Below are 15,255 nucleotides of genomic sequence, written 5' to 3' on the forward strand. Positions count from 1 at the left end.
CCGGGTGGTGAACGGCAATACCCTCCCCGGCATGCCGGCCGCCGACCCGCGCACCCGCCTCGTCATCGACGACGCTAGCCAACTCGCGCCGCCGATCAGGCGCCGAAGCGGCTCCCGGCGCGATCCATAAGGCTCTCTTAAGGTCCGGCTAAGCGCCGGCTCAGGTTCCGCGGGCCGCCGGGGCCCGGCGTCTCACAGGGTGGATGACGGCTCGGGGAAAACCTGTTCCAGGGCGCTGTCGAGAAGGGGCCCGCCACGAGATATCTTGATGTCAAGCAATGTTGCAGACGTGGAGCGGAGCACCGGTGACTGACTCGACCATCATCTACACCCACACCGACGAGGCGCCGGCACTGGCGACCTACTCGTTCCTGCCGGTCGTGGAGGCGTACGCCTCGACCGCGGGCGTCGCCGTGGAGACCCGTGACATCTCCCTCGCGGGCCGGATCATCGCGAGCTTCCCCGAGCGCCTGCGGGAGGACCAGCGCATCGACGACGCCCTCGCCGAGCTGGGCAAGCTCGCGAAGACGCCGGGCGCCAACATCATCAAGCTGCCGAACATCTCGGCGTCCATCCCGCAGCTCAAGGCCGCCATCGCCGAGCTGCAGGAGCAGGGCTACGCGCTGCCGGACTACCCGGACGACCCGAAGACCGACGAGGACAAGGACGTCCGCGCCCGCTACGACAAGGTCAAGGGCAGCGCCGTCAACCCGGTCCTGCGCGAGGGCAACTCCGACCGCCGCGCCCCCGCGTCGGTCAAGAACTACGCCAAGGCCCACCCGCACCGCATGGGCAAGTGGACCGCCGACTCGAAGACCAACGTCGCCACCATGGGCGTGGACGACTTCCGCTCCACCGAGAAGTCCGCGGTCATCGCCGAGGACGGTGCGCTGCGCATCGAGCTGACCGGCGACGACGGCTCCACCACCGTGCTGCGCGAGTCGGTGCCGGTGCTCAAGGGCGAGGTCGTCGACGCCTCCGTGATGCGCGTCGCCGCGCTGCGCGAGTTCTTCACCGCGCAGATCGCCCGCGCCAAGGCCGAGGGCGTCCTCTTCTCGCTGCACCTCAAGGCCACGATGATGAAGGTCTCCGACCCGATCATCTTCGGTCACGCCGTGCGCGCCTTCTTCCCGAAGACCTTCGCCGAGTACGGCGACGTCCTGGCCGCCGCGGGCCTGACCCCGAACGACGGTCTCGGCGGCATCCTCAAGGGCGCCGAGGCGCTGCCCGAGGGCGCGGCCATCAAGGCGTCCTTCGAGGCGGAGCTGGCCGAGGGCCCCGAGATGGCGATGGTCGACTCCGACCGCGGCATCACCAACCTGCACGTGCCGTCCGACGTCATCGTCGACGCGTCCATGCCGGCCATGATCCGCACCTCCGGCCACATGTGGGGCCCCGACGGCCAGGAGCACGACACCCTCGCCGTCCTCCCCGACAGCAGCTACGCCGGCGTCTACCAGGTCGTCATCGACGACTGCCGCGCCAACGGCGCCTTCGACCCGGCCACCATGGGCTCGGTGCCCAACGTCGGCCTGATGGCGCAGAAGGCCGAGGAGTACGGCAGCCACGACAAGACCTTCGAGATCCCCGCCACCGGCACGGTGCGCGTCCTCGACGGCAACGGCGACGTCGTCCTGGAGCAGGCCGTCGGCGCCGGCGACATCTTCCGCATGTGCCAGGCCAAGGACCTGCCGATCCAGGACTGGGTCAAGCTGGCCGTCACCCGCGCCCGCGCCACCGGCGCCCCGGCGGTCTTCTGGCTCGACGAGGACCGCGCCCACGACGCGCAGCTGATCGCCAAGGTCAAGACCTACCTCGCCGACCACGACACCGACGGTCTGCAGATCGAGATCATGTCGCCGGAGGCGGCCACCGCCTTCTCCCTGGAGCGCATCCGCCGCGGCGAGGACACCATCTCCGTCACCGGCAACGTCCTGCGCGACTACCTGACGGACCTCTTCCCCATCCTGGAGCTGGGCACCAGCGCCAAGATGCTCTCCGTCGTCCCGCTGATGAGCGGCGGTGGCCTCTTCGAGACCGGCGCCGGCGGCTCGGCCCCCAAGCACGTCCAGCAGCTGGTCAAGGAGAACTACCTGCGCTGGGACAGCCTGGGTGAGTTCTTCGCCCTCGCCGCCAGCTTCGAGCACCTGGCGTCGACCACCGGCAACGCCCGCGCCCAGGTCCTGGCCGACACCCTCGACCGCGCGACCGGCACCTTCCTCAACGAGGACAAGTCGCCCAGCCGCAAGCTCGGCGGCATCGACAACCGCGGCAGCCACTTCTACCTGGCCCTGTACTGGGCCCAGGAGCTGGCCAAGCAGACCGACGACGCGCAGCTCGCCGAGGCGTTCGCGGCGCTCGCCGAGACGCTGACCGCCCAGGAGCAGAAGATCGTCGACGAGCTGGTCGCGGTCCAGGGCTCCCCGGTCGACCTCGGCGGCTACTACCAGCCCGCCGCCGCCAAGGCCGCCGCGGTCATGCGCCCGTCGGCCACCTTCAACCAGGCGCTGGCCGACCTGAGCTGATCCACGGCCCGGGGCGTGCCCGACGCCTCACCGTTCCGCCCCGTCCGGCACACCGCCGGGCGGGGCGGGCGCGTTGGGGCGCCGGCCCCGCGCCCGGCGCTCACCCCTGGTCCAGCTCCCGCACGCAGCGCCACTCGGAGCCGTACGGGCGGTACCCCAGGGCGTGGTTGACCGCGATCATCGGGGCGTTGGCGGCGTCGTTGCCGGTGAACGCCTCGGTGCAGCCCGCCTCCCGGGCCCGCCGCAGCGACGCCGCCTTGGCCAGACGGGCCAGGCCGCGGCCGCGGTACGCCCGCCGGGTGCCGGTCATGGAGGAGGAGTAGCGGCCCAGGCCGTCGGTGGCGGCCAGGGTGAAGGCCGCGACCTCGCCGCCGGCGGTCACCACCGTCGACAGCCGCGGATCGTGGTCGGGGTGCTCCCAGATCTGCCGCAGCCAGTGCGGATACGTCATCGCGTCGCACGGCACATCGCCCGGCTCGTCCGCCGCCGTCTCGGCGTCCGCGGCGAACACCGGCGCCGGGTCCGCGGCGAAGTCGGCGCCGGTGTGCAGCGCCACACCCGGCGGCAGCGCTCCGGGCGGCGGCGCCGCGTCCGCCAGCGCGAGCCGGAGGAAGTGGGCCGGGCGGGTGGGGCGGTAGCCGCGCCGTTCCGCGAAGGCGAGCGGACCCGGTGCGTCGTCCACCCAGGCGAAGATCCGTGCCGCGCCGGCCGCCGCGAGATGGTCCTCGGCGGCGCTCAGCAGCGCGGCGCCCGCCCCGTACCACCGGTGATCGGGGTGCACATGGGGCGTCGCGGAGCCCTGCCCCGGGACGCTGCTGTCGTGCACCAGATGGGCGGTGACGGCGCCGATCACCCGGCCCTCGCGCTCCGCGACGAGGCACCGCAGCCGCTGCTCGGGAGCGGCGGTGGCGAGCTGCCGAACGAGGCCCTGCGGGGTGGAGACGACGGCGGGGAGAGCGGCGCGCCGCAGGTCGGCGACGGCCTGGGCGTCCGAGGGGCGGAAATCGCGCACGGTAGGACTCATGGCCGCGGACGGTACGCCACGGCCGGCGCCGGCCGCCTCCGGTTTTCCCGGGCCGCCCGCCGACCCGGAACGCCCCCGCGCCCTCCCGAACAGCCCTGCCGGGCCCGGCCGTTCCGCCTCCCCTCACCCGTCCCGGTGACGCCGCCACCGGGAGGCCCGACCGGCCGCGCCGTGGCGGGGCCCGGGCGGTGCCCGCCGTGGCGCCGTTGTCAGTGGTCGCCGTCACCATGGGTACATGACCACCGACGCAGCAGCACCGCCCGGTCCGCCCGCCGACGGCCGCTCCGCCGCGTACTGGGAAGCCGCGGCGGCCACCTTCGACGACGCCCCCGACCACGGTCTGCGGGACCCCGCGGTCCGTGCCGCCTGGGCCGCCCGGCTGCGCGGTTGGCTGCCCACGCCACCCGCCGCCCTTCTCGACCTCGGCTGCGGCACCGGCAGCCTGTCCCTGCTCGCGGCCGAGGCGGGCCACCGCGTGCTGGGTGTCGACCACGCGCCCGCCATGATCGCGCGCGCCCGCACCAAGCTCGCCGGGCACGATGCCCGCTTCCTGCCCGGCGACGCGGCGCGCCCGCCGGTGGGGGAGGAGCGGTTCGACACCGTCCTGGTGCGCCATGTCCTGTGGGCGCTGCCCGATCCGCGGGCCGCACTGGAGCACTGGTCGGGGTTGCTGGCTCCCGGCGGCCGGCTGGTCCTGGTCGAGGGCCGCTGGGGCGAGTCCTGGCCGGTGGGCATCGGCGCCTGCGAACTCCGCGCAGGGATACGGGAGTCGGCCCGCGGTTTCCGCGTCCGTGTGGAGGACCTGTCCGGCGATCCGCAGCTGTGGGGGAGGGAGGTGTCCGACGAGCGGTACGCCCTGATCGCCGGGTTGCCCGGGGACGCCTGACCGGTGCCGAGGTGCGGCGCGGGGCCGATTGCGCGACCGTCGGGAGGGGGCCGGCACCGAGTCGGGGCCGCCGGTGGCCACGGTTGCCCCGAGCCCCTTACCGCCCGGAGCGCACACGGTCCGCCCGCGGTCCGCACCGGTCACCGGATCCGCCCTGGCTCATTCCGGACAGTCCGGAACCTGCATAGGTGGTAGGTACAGCTATCCCGGCGTACCGTGATCAACGTGGGCCGCTGCCGGGATGCGGCGGTCCGCCGCCGACGAAGGAGCCGAGATGTGTGGAATCACCGGATGGATCTCCTACGACCGTAACCTCACCACCGAGCGTCCCACCCTTGAGGCGATGACCGAGACCATGGCCTGCCGTGGTCCGGACGCCGCCGGGATCTGGCTCGACACCCACGCCGCGTTCGGCCACCGCCGCCTCGCCGTCATCGACCTCGACGGCGGCAAGCAGCCCATGGCCGTCGAGCGCGACGGCCGCACCCTGCTCGTCACCACCTACAGCGGCGAGGTCTACAACTACCGCGAGCTGAAGGCCGAGCTGACGGCCCTGGGCCACACCTTCCGCACGCAGAGCGACACCGAGGTCGTGCTCCACGCCTACCTGGAGTGGGGCGAGGCCTTCACCGAGCGCCTCAACGGCATGTACGCCTTCGCGCTCTGGGACCCGCGGACCGAGGAACTCCTCCTGGTCCGCGACCGGATGGGCATCAAGCCGCTCTACTACCAGCCCACCGCGCACGGTGTGCTCTTCGGCTCCGAGCCCAAGGCGATCAACGCCCACCCCGAGGTACGGCCCGCCGTCGACGCCGAGGGCCTGGCCGAGCTGATCACCTTCACCAAGACCCCCGGCCACGGCGTCTTCAAGGGCATGCACGAGGTCCGCCCCGGCCACACCGTCCGCGTCACCCGCGACGGGCTGACCACCCGCTGCTACTGGGCGCTCCAGGCGCGCGAGCACACCGACGACCTCGACACCACCGTCGGCCACATCCGCGGACTGCTCGACGACATCGTCGCCCGCCAGCTCATCGCCGACGTCCCGCTGTGCACCCTGCTCTCCGGCGGCCTCGACTCGTCCGCGATCACCGCGCTCTCCGCCGGCGCGCTGGCCGCGCAGGGCAGCGGCCCGGTCCGCTCCTTCGCCGTCGACTTCACCGGGTACACCGAGAACTTCACCCCCGACGACCTGCGCGGCACCCCCGACGGCCCGTACGCCCACGCCCTCGCCGAGCACGTCGCCTCCGACCACCACGACATCGTGCTGGACACCGCCGCGCTGATGGACCCGGCGCACCGCGCCGCCGTCCTCGCCGCCCGCGACCTGCCCAACGGCTTCGGCGACGGCGACACCTCCCTCTACCTCCTCTTCAAGGCGGTACGCGAACAGTCCACGGTCGCGCTGTCCGGCGAGTCGGCCGACGAGATCTTCGGCGGCTACCTCTGGTTCCACGACCCCGAGGCCGTGCACGCCGACACCTTCCCCTGGATAGCCGCCGGCGTCTCGGGCCGCTTCTCCGGCGGCAACGCCGTCCGCGAGGCGCTCCTCGACCGCGGGCTCCTCAAACGCCTCGACCTCAAGGGCTACGAGGACCGCCGCTACCGCGAGGCGCTGGCCGAGGTCCCCTACCTGGACAGCGACGCCGGGCTCCAGCGCCGGATGCGCGAGGTCAGCTATCTGCATCTGACCCGCTTCGTACAGATCCTCCTCGACCGCAAGGACCGCGCCTCGATGGCCGTCGGCCTGGAGGTCCGCGTCCCCTTCTGCGACCACCGCCTCGTCGAGTACGTCTTCAACACCCCCTGGGCGATGAAGACGTTCGACGGCCGCGAGAAGTCGCTGCTGCGCGCCGCCGTCCGCGACGTGCTGCCCGCCTCCGTCGCCGACCGGGTCAAGAGCCCGTACCCCAGCACCCAGGACCCGGGGTACAACGAGGCGCTCCGCGGCGAGCTGCGCGAGGTCGCCGCCGACCGGAACGCCCCGGTCCAGCCGCTGCTGGACTCCGCCGCCGCCGCGGAGGCCACCGCCGACGGCGCGAGCGGCGACATCCGCCCCGGCGCCGAGCTGATGCTCGGCCTCAACGCCTGGCTCCGCACCACGGGCACCAGCCTGGACCTGTGAACCGGACCGCCCCGGGGAGCGCGCCCCCGCTCCCCGGGGCGAGCCGCGGACGTATCTGACGCACAATGGGGCGCGAACCCACGCGTCACGGCCCGTCCGCGGGCCGGTACCCGCCCGCACCCCAGGAGCGCCCGCCGTGTCCTCGCCGCAGCACCTCCGGATCACCCTCGACCCCCGGTCCGCCGACGCCCCGTTCGAGCAGGTCCGCGCCCGGATCGCCGACCAGGCCCGGTCCGGGGCCCTGCCGGTGGGATTCCGGCTGCCCACCGTCCGCGCTCTCGCCGGCGAACTGGGCATCGCCGCCAACACCGTCGCCAAGGCCTACCGCGCCCTGGAGGCCGACGGGGTGATCGAGACCCGCGGCCGCAACGGCAGCTTCGTCGCCGCGGCAGGTGAGGCCGCCGACAAGGAGGCCGCCACCGCCGCCGCCGACTACGCCCGCCGCGCCCACCGCCTCGGCCTGGACCACGACGCCGCCCTCGCCGCCGTCCGCGACGCGCTCCGCGCCACGTACGGCACCGGCGGCTGACCGGCCGTCGGCCCCGCCGGGCGGGACATGCCCACCCGCACGGCTGCCCGAATCGGGCGCCGCGCCCGGCCTATCGTGACGGCATGAGCAACCTCGACATCCGCCCCCTGGCCAAGAGCTGCGGGGGCAACGGCCGCACCGGCCCGGTCCGCGACGTCCAGCCCGGCAGGCAGGTGCCGCTCGGCGAGAGCACCCTCGTCCGCCGGCTGCTCCCCAACCTCGGCCGCCGGATGGTCGGCGCCTGGTGCTTCGTCGACCACTACGGCCCCGACGACATCGCCGGCGAGCCCGGTATGCAGGTGCCGCCGCATCCGCACATGGGTCTGCAGACCGTCAGCTGGCTGCACGACGGCGAGGTGCTGCACCGCGACAGCCTGGGCAGCCTGCAGACCGTCCGCCCGCGCGAGCTGGGCCTGATGACCTCGGGCCGGGCCATCTCGCACTCCGAGGAATCGCCGCGCGATCATCCCCGGCTGCTGCACGGCGCGCAGCTGTGGGTCGCCCTGCCCGGCGAACACCGCCACACCGACCCGTCGTTCGAGCACCACGACGACCTGCCCGTCGTCACCGGTGCCGGCGGCCTGACCGCCACCGTCATCCTCGGCGAACTGGCCGGAGCCGCCTCCCCCGGCACCACGTACTCCCCGCTCGTCGGCGCCGACCTCGCCCTCACCGCCGGCACCGACACCCGGCTGCCGATCGACCCGGACTTCGAGTACGCGGCCCTGACCATCTCCGGCGAGAGCGAGGTCGCGGGCGTCCGCCTCGCCCCAGGCTCCCTCCTCTACCTCGGCTGCGGCCGCACCGAACTCCCACTCCGCGCCCCCACCGACTGCGCCCTGCTCCTCCTCGGCGGCGAACCCTTCGAGGAGAAGCTCGTGATGTGGTGGAACTTCGTCGGGCGCACCCAGGAGGACATCGCACAGGCCCGCGCCGATTGGGTGATGGGCGACCGCTTCGGCACCGTCCACGGCTACGACGGCGCCCCACTGCCCGCCCCCGAACTGCCCGCGACACCGCTGAAACCGCGGGGACGGGCGCACTGAGCTGGGTAGATGCTCCCGGGACACGGTCTCGGCGAGGGCGGCGCACCGGCGGGGCGGTGGGAGTGGCGCCGCCGCGTCGGGAGAGCCGGACACGGGTATGACTGCGAGTCCGCACCGGCGTCAGCAGGAAGGCCTCAGCCATGACGAGCAACCCGCCCCCGGAGCCGGACGGTCCGGCCGCGAGCGAAGCGAGGATCGACCAGGTCCGGGACCGGTACGCGCTGCCCGAAGGGCACATCGCGGCGGCGGACTCGCCGTGGCTCCCCTTCGTGCCGCAGGTGATGATCAAGCATCTGACGTTCGACATCCGCGGCAACTCCGCCGCCAACGTGCTGTGGGTGCGGGCCGGCGCCTCGCTGGGCCGGCACCGCCACCGCGGTCCCGTCTCCGGCTATGTGCTGGAGGGCAGCTGGCGCTATCTGGAGTACGACTGGGTCGGCCGGCCCGGTGACTTCATCCGGGAGAGTCCGGGCCGCACCCACACCCTCTTCTCCGACGAGGGGATGAAGACCGTCTTCTGGCTGAACGGGCCGGTGGAGTTCCTCGACGAGCACGACCGGGTGGCCGAGGTGATGGACGTCTTCCGGCTCATCGACCACTACGAACGCGGCTGCCGGGAGCGGGGCGTCCCGGTCAACAGGGCGCTGTACCTGTGAGGCCGGCCGCGGGGGAGCGCGGGGCGGACGGTCCCCGTACGGCCATGCGTTGACACGTCCGTCGAACTGCTACTAGCGTCGTTGCAGTTCGGTCGGCGGGCGCGGTGCCGCGTCGGCGGGGAGGGGTGCCGTGAGTGTCAGCAGCCGGAGCGCGGTCGCGATTCATGCGCTCACCATGCTGGGGCGCTGGAATCGCTCACTGACCTCCGCGGAGATGGCGGAGAGCCTGGCGAGCAACCCGGTGCTGGTGCGGCGGATCCTCGGCAGCCTGCGGGACGCCGGCCTCGTCTCGTCCAGCGAGGGGCGCAACGGCGGCTGGACGCTCGCCCGCCCCGCCCGCGAGATCACGCTGTACGACGCCTACGCGGCCGTCGAGGCGGGCCCCGTCCTCTCCCGGTATCCGCACCCGCCGAGCAACGGCTGCGAGGTCGGGCGCCATATGCAGCGCCTGCTGGACGTGGAGTTCCGGGAGGCGGAGCGGGCCATGGAGGAGCGGCTCGGCCGGACGACGATCGCCTTTCTGGTCGGGCAGGTGCTGGCCTGTGAGCGAGAACGCGACCGGCGCGCACCGGAGTTGAGCTGACCTGCGGCGGAGGTGCCCCCTCCGCCTTTTCGTCCCCCAAAATGTAACCACTATGGTGGCAGTAAGCCGCCCTGAGGACGTGTCATATGAGTTCCCCCTCGACGACGACCGGGCGTACCGGTCCCGGAACGGCCTTACTCGCGGTGGTGATGCCGGCGGTGCTCGTCACCGTCGCCGCCAGCGACATGGTCAATCTGATGCTGCCGCGGATCCAGGCCGACTTCGGCGCCTCCGAGGCCGAACTGGCCTGGGTCGTCACCGGATTCCTGCTGGTGTTCTCGGTCGGCATCCCGCTCTACGGCCGCCTCTCGGACCGGGTGGCTCTGCGGCGCCTCTTCGCCTTCGCGCTGCTGGCCTACGCCGCCGGAAACCTGATCTGCGCCATCGCGCCGAGCCTGCCGGTGCTGGTGGCCGGGCGGATCGTGACGGGGGCCGGCGGGGCCGGTGTTCCGGTGCTCTCGGTCATCGCCGTCACCAGGCTCCTCCCCGCGGAGCGGCGCGGCGCCGGGATCGGGGTCGCCTCCGCGGGGGCGGGCATCGGCGCCGCCGTCGGCCCGGCCCTCGGCGGCTGGCTCGGCCAGTGGCTCGGCTGGCCCTCGCTGTTCCGGCTGCTGTGCGTGGCCGCGCTGGTGCTGCTCCCCGCGGCCTGGCGGGTCCTGCCCGACGAGCGGCCCGTGGGCGAGGGGCGGCTCGATCTGCCCGGCGGCCTCCTCCTCGGCGCCGGCACCGGGCTCGCGCTGTTCGGCATGACCCGGGCGCAGGTCGCCGGCTTCGGCGCGCCCACGGCCTGGGGCGCCCTGCTGGCCGGGGGCGTCACGCTGGCGTTCTTCGGGTGGCGGACCGGCCGCGTCGAGCAGCCCTTCGTCCCGCCCGCGCTGCTTCGCGACCGGACCTACCGGACCGCCGTCCTCGTCGTCGTCCTCGCCATGGCCGTCAACCTGGGCGGCCTGGTCTTCGTCCCGCTGGTCCTCGTCGAGGTCAACGGCCTCACCCCGGGCGAGGGCGCCTTCGTCATGATTCCGGCCGGGGTCGCCGTCGCCCTGGTATCGCCGCTGATCGGCCGCCTGTCCGGCCGCGTCGGCGCCCGCGGCCCGGTGCTCACCGGGATCGCGCTGATGGGGACGTCCGCACTGGCCCTGTCGGCCTTCACCGGCGGCGCCTCGGCGCTCCCCGCCGGGGCCGGGATCCTCGGGATCGGCCTCGGCTTCATCCTCGTGATCACCACCGTCATTGGCGCCGTCGCGAGCCATCTGCCCGCCGAGCGGACGGGGGCCGGTATCGGCATCCTCCAGGGGGCGCAGTTCCTCGGCGCCGGGGCCGGGCCCGCCGTGTTCGGGGTGCTGGTCGCCGCGCGCCGGCAGAGCGGCGCGGCGGCGCTCAACCCGCTCTTCTCCGGCCACCACGGCGCCGCGTACTCCGACGTCTTCCTGGCCATGGCCGCGGTCGCCCTCCTCACCCTGCTCCTCGCGTCCCGGCTGCGCCCCGCGGCGGCCTCCGCGCCCGCACCGCAGACGGCTTCCCCGCGGGCCTCGTCGCCGCGCCGCGCCGGGAGCCGCTGAGCGTCTTCGGGCGGGGCCGGCCGCTCGGCCTCCGGCGGGTGCGCCTCGGCGCCGGCATCCGGGAGCCGCTGCCGGAGAGACCGCGCCGACCTGGGGAGACGCCCCGGTCGTCCTCCGCTCACCCGTTCCGCAGCAGCCACTCGCCGGCCTGCCGGGCGTACTGCGGTGCCCACTGCGGGCTCCACCGCCGGAAGTAGACGTGCATGGCGAGCGCGTGCAGCAGTTGGCCGAGGGCGTGGCGCCGCTCCCAGTCGCCGGGCAGCGGGCAGGCCGCGGCATAGGCGGCCAGGAAGGTGCCGCGGCCCTCCGGGAACGCGTCGAAGAGGTGCTCGTCGAGCTTGCCGAAGTCGCGGAAGCGGTCGGCCCAGGCGGCGTGTTCGAAGTCGAGGACGCAGCTGATCCGGCCGTCCCGGACGAGGATGTTCGGCAGCCACAGGTCGCCGTGGGTGAGGACGGGGACGTTCGCCGTGCCGTCCAGCCCGGCCACGGTGGCACGGACCGCCGACCGCAGGGCCTCGGCATCGCCGATCAGGGTGAGGTCGGCCTGCGGGAGCAGCGCCGCGACCTCGGCGTCGACCGCTTCCGGCAGCGAGGGCGCCGTGGGGCCGCCGGCCACGTCCCCGTAGTGCGGGCCCTTGACCGCGTGCAGCCGTCCGACGAGGTCGCCGAGGTCGTGGAGCAGCGTCAGCCGCCGGCCTCGGTCGAGGCCTTCCCACACCTCGTCCGCGGCGTCGCCCTCCTCGTACTCCTGGATGAGCAACGGGCCGCCCAGGGAGGGCTCGTGGGGCAGCAGCCGCCGGTAGCGGACCACGGGGATGCCGTGTGCGGCGGCGATCCGCGCGGCGGACGTGAGCCGCCGCAGCTGCGCGACGGACGGTTCCCGCTGCGGCGCCTTGACCAGCAGACGGCCCTCGCCGGTGTCGGCCACCCACTGCTTGCTGGTGTAGCCCTTGTCGAGGTGGCGGACGGCGGTCACCTCGGTCCCCGGGAACTCCCGGTGCAGCAGGGCCCGGACGGCGCGGAGCGCGTCCACGGGGGCGGTGGGTGTCGCGGGGCCGGTCGGCATGGGGATCACCTGTACTTCCGGTTGTGCACGGGGCGTTCTTCGGGTGCGGGATGTTCCGCAGGGGGCCTGGGGGCGGGGCGCGGTCCAGGGACCCCAGGGCAACCTAGGGCATACGCCGCGCACCACCTCCCGATGTCGCCAGAGGCTCTCCGTGCCCTCCGCCCGGGGGCGGGGCGACGGCCGGTGCGAGGATGACGAGATGGGATCTGAGGACGGATATCTGCTCGACAACCGCCGCCGCGAGGCGGGGCGCCGCTTCGACGCGTTCGCGGAGCTCTTCGACCCGTGGACGTTCACCCACCTCGACCGGCTGGGGCTCGGCGCGGGGTGGCGCTGCTGGGAGGTCGGCGCGGGCGGGCCCTCGGTGCCCGCCGGGCTCGCCGGGCGTGTCGGGCCGGCCGGCCGGGTCTGGGCGACGGACCTCGACACCTCGTGGCTGACCGGCTCCGGCACCGCCACGACGGAGGTGCTGCAGCACGACGTGGTCCGGGACGCGCCGCCCGCCACCGGCCTCGACCTGGTCCACGCCCGGCTCGTCCTGGTGCATCTGCCCGACCGGGCGGCGGTCCTTCAGCGGCTGGCCTCGGCGCTGCGGCCCGGCGGCTGGCTGATGGTGGAGGACGCCGATCCGGCGCTCCAGCCCCTCGCCTGCCCGGCCGAGGAGGGGCCGGAGGGGGAGCGGGCCGAGCGCATCCGCCGTGGATTTCGCGCGTTGCTCGCCCGGCGGGGCGCGGATCTGGCGTTCGGCCGTTCGCTGCCGGGGCTGCTGCGCGGCGCGGGCCTCGCGGACGTGCAGGCCGAGGCGTACTTCCCGGTCACCTCGCCCGCCTGCCGGGAACTGGAGGCGGCGACGGTGCGGCAGCTGCGCGGCGAGCTGACCGGGTCGGGGGCCGCGACGGACGCGGAGATCGACGCGCACCTGACCTGGCTGGCCGAGACGGACGCCGCGGTCACCCCGGCGCCCCTGATCACCTGCTGGGGGCGGCGCGGCGACGCCTGACGGAACGCCCGTCGCCGCCGGGGCGCCAAGCACCGTCGCGGTGCCGGGAGTTCACGAATGGCCGGAATCGTTCTCCGGTACGTGATCCCGGGGCGCGGCCGCCCTCGGTGCCCCTCGATCTCGCCGTGACCCGGATCGCTCCGGCCCGTGCGGATCTTCGGGAAACGTGCGGCAACCGGGGTGCCCGCCGCACGTCTCACGCTGTGGAGGCCCCATTCGGGAGCCCGGTGTCCGCGCGGGAATCCGGCGCGGACACCGGCCCTCCGTTCATCGTGAGAGAGCGAAGGTGCACATGTCCGCACGCCCTGCCCCGACGTCCGCACGCCCTGCCTCGACGTCCGCGCGCCGTCCCCGGCGGCTGCGCATCCTGGTGGGCGCGTCCGTCCTCGGCGCAGTCCTGGGCGGCGGCGCGGCCGTGACCGCCCACGCCGCCGACGGCGCCCAGGTGCCGCGCCCCGTCCCCGCCCCGGCCGCCGCCTCGGCGCGGTCCGGCCCGGCGCCCGCCCGCGACGCCGAGGTGGCCCGGCCGGTCCCGGCCACCGAGGGCCGCCCCGCGCACCGGGCGGCGCAGCCCGTTCCGGCCGGGAAGGGCGAGGCCCCGCGCCCCGCCCCGGCCCGCGGCTCCGTGGCGCAGCCCGTTCCGGCCCGTGGCTCCGTCGCGCGCCCCGCTCCGGCGGAGGAGAGCCGCCCCGCGCACCGGGCGGCGCAGCCCGTTCCGGCCGGGAAGGGCCGTCCGGCGCACCACGACGCCGCCGCTCCGGCCCCGTACCCGGCCGCCGGCGGCGAGGCCGCCCGGCCCGCCCCGGCGCCCGCCGCGGCCTCGGGTAGGAGCGGGGACGGCGTCCCGGCGCCGGTGGCTCCCCGGGGCTGACCGGCCGGCTGCGGGCCGCACCGCCCTGCCGTGCGCGGTGGCGGCACGGCCCGGTGTGGGGCGTGATCCGGGGCCGTTACGGCCGGCCCCGCTCGGCGCGAGCACACCCGCACCACGGACTCCGGCACACCGCCCCGGAGTCCCGTACTCCCATACCTCCCTCCCCCCCCCCCGGATTCCGGCGCCTTTCCCGCGGAATCCCGCACCCCTCACGGAAGTAGGACCCATGCGCGACACCCATGCCCGTACCGGCGCACCCAGCGTGACGCACGCCCCCGTACGCACCTCCGCGCCGCGGCGTCGGGCCGTCGTGCGCCGGGCGGCGGTGGCGTCGGCCGTTGCGTGCGCGCTCACCGCGGCGTTCGCGCCGGGAGTGGTGGCCGCCCCGGCGCCCGGCGGCGCCCCGGCCGAGGGCAAAGTGCTGACCCATGCGGCGGCGGCCACCGCGAAGGACGAGCAGCAGGTGCGCGCCTACTGGACGCCCGAGCGCATCGCCGCACTGAACACGCAGGTCAAGGACGTCCCGCCGCGCTCCGGGAAGGACGGTGCGCCCTGGGAGGGGGCCACCGCCACCACCGTGGGGCGGCTGTTCTTCACCGACCACGGGGAGGACGCCAGTTGCACGGCGACGGCGGTGAAGAGTGCGAACGGCAGCACCGTCGTGACCGCCGGCCACTGCCTCAACGCCACCGACCTCATCGGTGAGAACAACCAGTGGCAGACCCACGTCCTGTACGTCCCCGGGTACCACGACGGCAAGGCGCCCCTGGGGACGTTCGTCGTGCGCTGGTCGGTGGTCAACTCCGTCTGGCTGGAGAACGATCAGATCCACGCCCGGTTCGACGCCCATGACCAGGCCTTCGCCGTCGTCGGCCGCAACGAGCGCGGGCAGACCCTCCAGCAGGCCACCGGCGCCGCCCAGGCAATCGCCTACGACGCGCCCGGTGACCGTGCGGCCGTCCAGTTCGGCTACCCCCGGGCCGCCTCCGATCCGGCCCGCGAGGGGCTGCCCGAGTACACCGGGCGGGAGTTGGCCTACTGCCAGGGCACGCCCTGGCAGTACCCGGGCACCCCGGATCACACCGAGCCCGCCGGCATGTGGGGCGCGGCGTGCGTGATGGGTGGCGGCGCGAGCGGCGGCCCCCGCCTCGGCGGCTTCTCCGCCGCCACCGGGCGGGGCGAGGTCGTCGGCGTGAACACCCAGTCCGCCTTCATGGACGCCGCCGGCAAGGTGTGCCAGGAGTCGGCCGGGTCCGGATGCGTACGGCACCTGGTCGGGCCGCAGTTCACCACCGCGCTGACAAAGCCGCTCCACGACAGGGCCGAGCAGCTGAACTGACCCGCCGCCGAAGGGGCGGCGCCCGCCCCGCCACCGGGCGCCGCCC

Annotated in this window: 13 protein-coding genes; 11 read left to right on the plus strand and 2 right to left on the minus strand. The window is 74.6% G+C overall.

Annotated elements, in window-relative coordinates:
* Window positions 1–305 precede the first annotated feature (305 nt).
* Window positions 306–2,525, plus strand: coding sequence for an NADP-dependent isocitrate dehydrogenase (locus tag ABT345_RS25980; protein WP_345093339.1), 2,220 nt, complete (start codon window positions 306–308; stop codon window positions 2,523–2,525).
* Between the two features lie 100 nt (window positions 2,526–2,625).
* Here the strand turns inward: ABT345_RS25980 and ABT345_RS25985 are convergent, their stop codons facing one another.
* Entirely contained in the window at window positions 2,626–3,549 is a 924-nt protein-coding gene (locus tag ABT345_RS25985; protein ID WP_345093336.1) for a GNAT family N-acetyltransferase, read from the minus strand.
* A gap of 235 nt (window positions 3,550–3,784) precedes the next feature.
* On the opposite strand from ABT345_RS25985, the gene ABT345_RS25990 reads away from it, so the two are divergent.
* From ABT345_RS25990 to ABT345_RS26020, 7 genes are all read left to right on the plus strand, one after another.
* Window positions 3,785–4,435, plus strand: coding sequence for a class I SAM-dependent methyltransferase (locus tag ABT345_RS25990; protein WP_345093334.1), 651 nt, complete (start codon window positions 3,785–3,787; stop codon window positions 4,433–4,435).
* A gap of 274 nt (window positions 4,436–4,709) precedes the next feature.
* Window positions 4,710–6,560 carry an asparagine synthase (glutamine-hydrolyzing) gene (gene asnB / locus ABT345_RS25995; protein WP_345093331.1) on the plus strand — a complete coding sequence of 617 codons (1,851 nt, stop codon included), beginning with the start codon at window positions 4,710–4,712 and terminating at the stop codon, window positions 6,558–6,560.
* A 136-nt stretch (window positions 6,561–6,696) separates the two neighbouring features.
* A complete protein-coding gene (locus tag ABT345_RS26000) occupies window positions 6,697–7,089 on the plus strand; it encodes a GntR family transcriptional regulator (protein ID WP_345093328.1) in 393 nt (130 codons plus the stop codon).
* A gap of 83 nt (window positions 7,090–7,172) precedes the next feature.
* Window positions 7,173–8,135 (plus strand): pirin family protein, encoded by a 963-nt coding sequence (locus ABT345_RS26005; protein WP_345093325.1) that lies wholly within the window; start codon window positions 7,173–7,175, stop codon window positions 8,133–8,135.
* 140 nt (window positions 8,136–8,275) lie between these two features.
* Entirely contained in the window at window positions 8,276–8,791 is a 516-nt protein-coding gene (locus ABT345_RS26010; RefSeq protein ID WP_345093322.1) for a 2,4'-dihydroxyacetophenone dioxygenase family protein, read from the plus strand.
* Between the two features lie 130 nt (window positions 8,792–8,921).
* Complete coding sequence (locus tag ABT345_RS26015; protein ID WP_345093319.1) at window positions 8,922–9,374, plus strand: Rrf2 family transcriptional regulator; 453 nt, start codon at window positions 8,922–8,924, stop codon at window positions 9,372–9,374.
* Window positions 9,375–9,460: 86 nt separating this feature from the next.
* Window positions 9,461–10,933, plus strand: a complete 1,473-nt coding sequence (locus ABT345_RS26020; protein ID WP_345093316.1) for an MFS transporter — start codon at window positions 9,461–9,463, stop codon at window positions 10,931–10,933.
* A 118-nt stretch (window positions 10,934–11,051) separates the two neighbouring features.
* Here ABT345_RS26020 and ABT345_RS26025 read toward each other — a convergent pair whose 3' ends face one another.
* A complete protein-coding gene (locus tag ABT345_RS26025) occupies window positions 11,052–11,999 on the minus strand; it encodes a phosphotransferase family protein (protein ID WP_345093313.1) in 948 nt (315 codons plus the stop codon).
* A 199-nt stretch (window positions 12,000–12,198) separates the two neighbouring features.
* Here ABT345_RS26025 and ABT345_RS26030 point away from each other — a divergent pair, with 199 nt between their 5' ends.
* The 3 genes from ABT345_RS26030 (at window position 12,199) to ABT345_RS26040 (ending at window position 15,209) form a co-directional block, all read left to right on the plus strand.
* Window positions 12,199–12,999 (plus strand): class I SAM-dependent methyltransferase, encoded by an 801-nt coding sequence (locus ABT345_RS26030; protein WP_345093311.1) that lies wholly within the window; start codon window positions 12,199–12,201, stop codon window positions 12,997–12,999.
* Window positions 13,000–13,291: 292 nt separating this feature from the next.
* Window positions 13,292–13,870, plus strand: coding sequence for a hypothetical protein (locus ABT345_RS26035; protein ID WP_345093309.1), 579 nt, complete (start codon window positions 13,292–13,294; stop codon window positions 13,868–13,870).
* Window positions 13,871–14,096: 226 nt separating this feature from the next.
* A complete protein-coding gene (locus ABT345_RS26040) occupies window positions 14,097–15,209 on the plus strand; it encodes a trypsin-like serine peptidase (RefSeq protein WP_345093307.1) in 1,113 nt (370 codons plus the stop codon).
* Window positions 15,210–15,255 lie beyond the last annotated feature (46 nt).

The sequence above is a fragment of the Streptomyces sp. NPDC000404 genome (assembly GCF_040300365.1).
GTDB lineage: Bacteria > Actinomycetota > Actinomycetes > Streptomycetales > Streptomycetaceae > Streptomyces > Streptomyces ramulosus.

Bases quoted from the DNA above. Each gene is read 5' to 3' on its own strand.
- asnB (WP_345093331.1), top strand. From the start codon at position 4,710: ATGTGTGGAATCACCGGATGGATCTCCTACGACCGTAACCTCACCACC.
- ABT345_RS26035 (WP_345093309.1), top strand. From the start codon at position 13,292: ATGTCCGCACGCCCTGCCCCGACGTCCGCACGCCCTGCCTCGACGTCC.
- ABT345_RS25990 (WP_345093334.1), top strand. From the start codon at position 3,785: ATGACCACCGACGCAGCAGCACCGCCCGGTCCGCCCGCCGACGGCCGC.
- ABT345_RS26005 (WP_345093325.1), top strand. From the start codon at position 7,173: ATGAGCAACCTCGACATCCGCCCCCTGGCCAAGAGCTGCGGGGGCAAC.
- ABT345_RS26025 (WP_345093313.1), bottom strand. From the start codon at position 11,999: ATGCCGACCGGCCCCGCGACACCCACCGCCCCCGTGGACGCGCTCCGC.
- ABT345_RS26020 (WP_345093316.1), top strand. From the start codon at position 9,461: ATGAGTTCCCCCTCGACGACGACCGGGCGTACCGGTCCCGGAACGGCC.
- ABT345_RS25985 (WP_345093336.1), bottom strand. From the start codon at position 3,549: ATGAGTCCTACCGTGCGCGATTTCCGCCCCTCGGACGCCCAGGCCGTC.
- ABT345_RS26010 (WP_345093322.1), top strand. From the start codon at position 8,276: ATGACGAGCAACCCGCCCCCGGAGCCGGACGGTCCGGCCGCGAGCGAA.
- ABT345_RS26040 (WP_345093307.1), top strand. From the start codon at position 14,097: ATGCGCGACACCCATGCCCGTACCGGCGCACCCAGCGTGACGCACGCC.
- ABT345_RS26030 (WP_345093311.1), top strand. From the start codon at position 12,199: ATGGGATCTGAGGACGGATATCTGCTCGACAACCGCCGCCGCGAGGCG.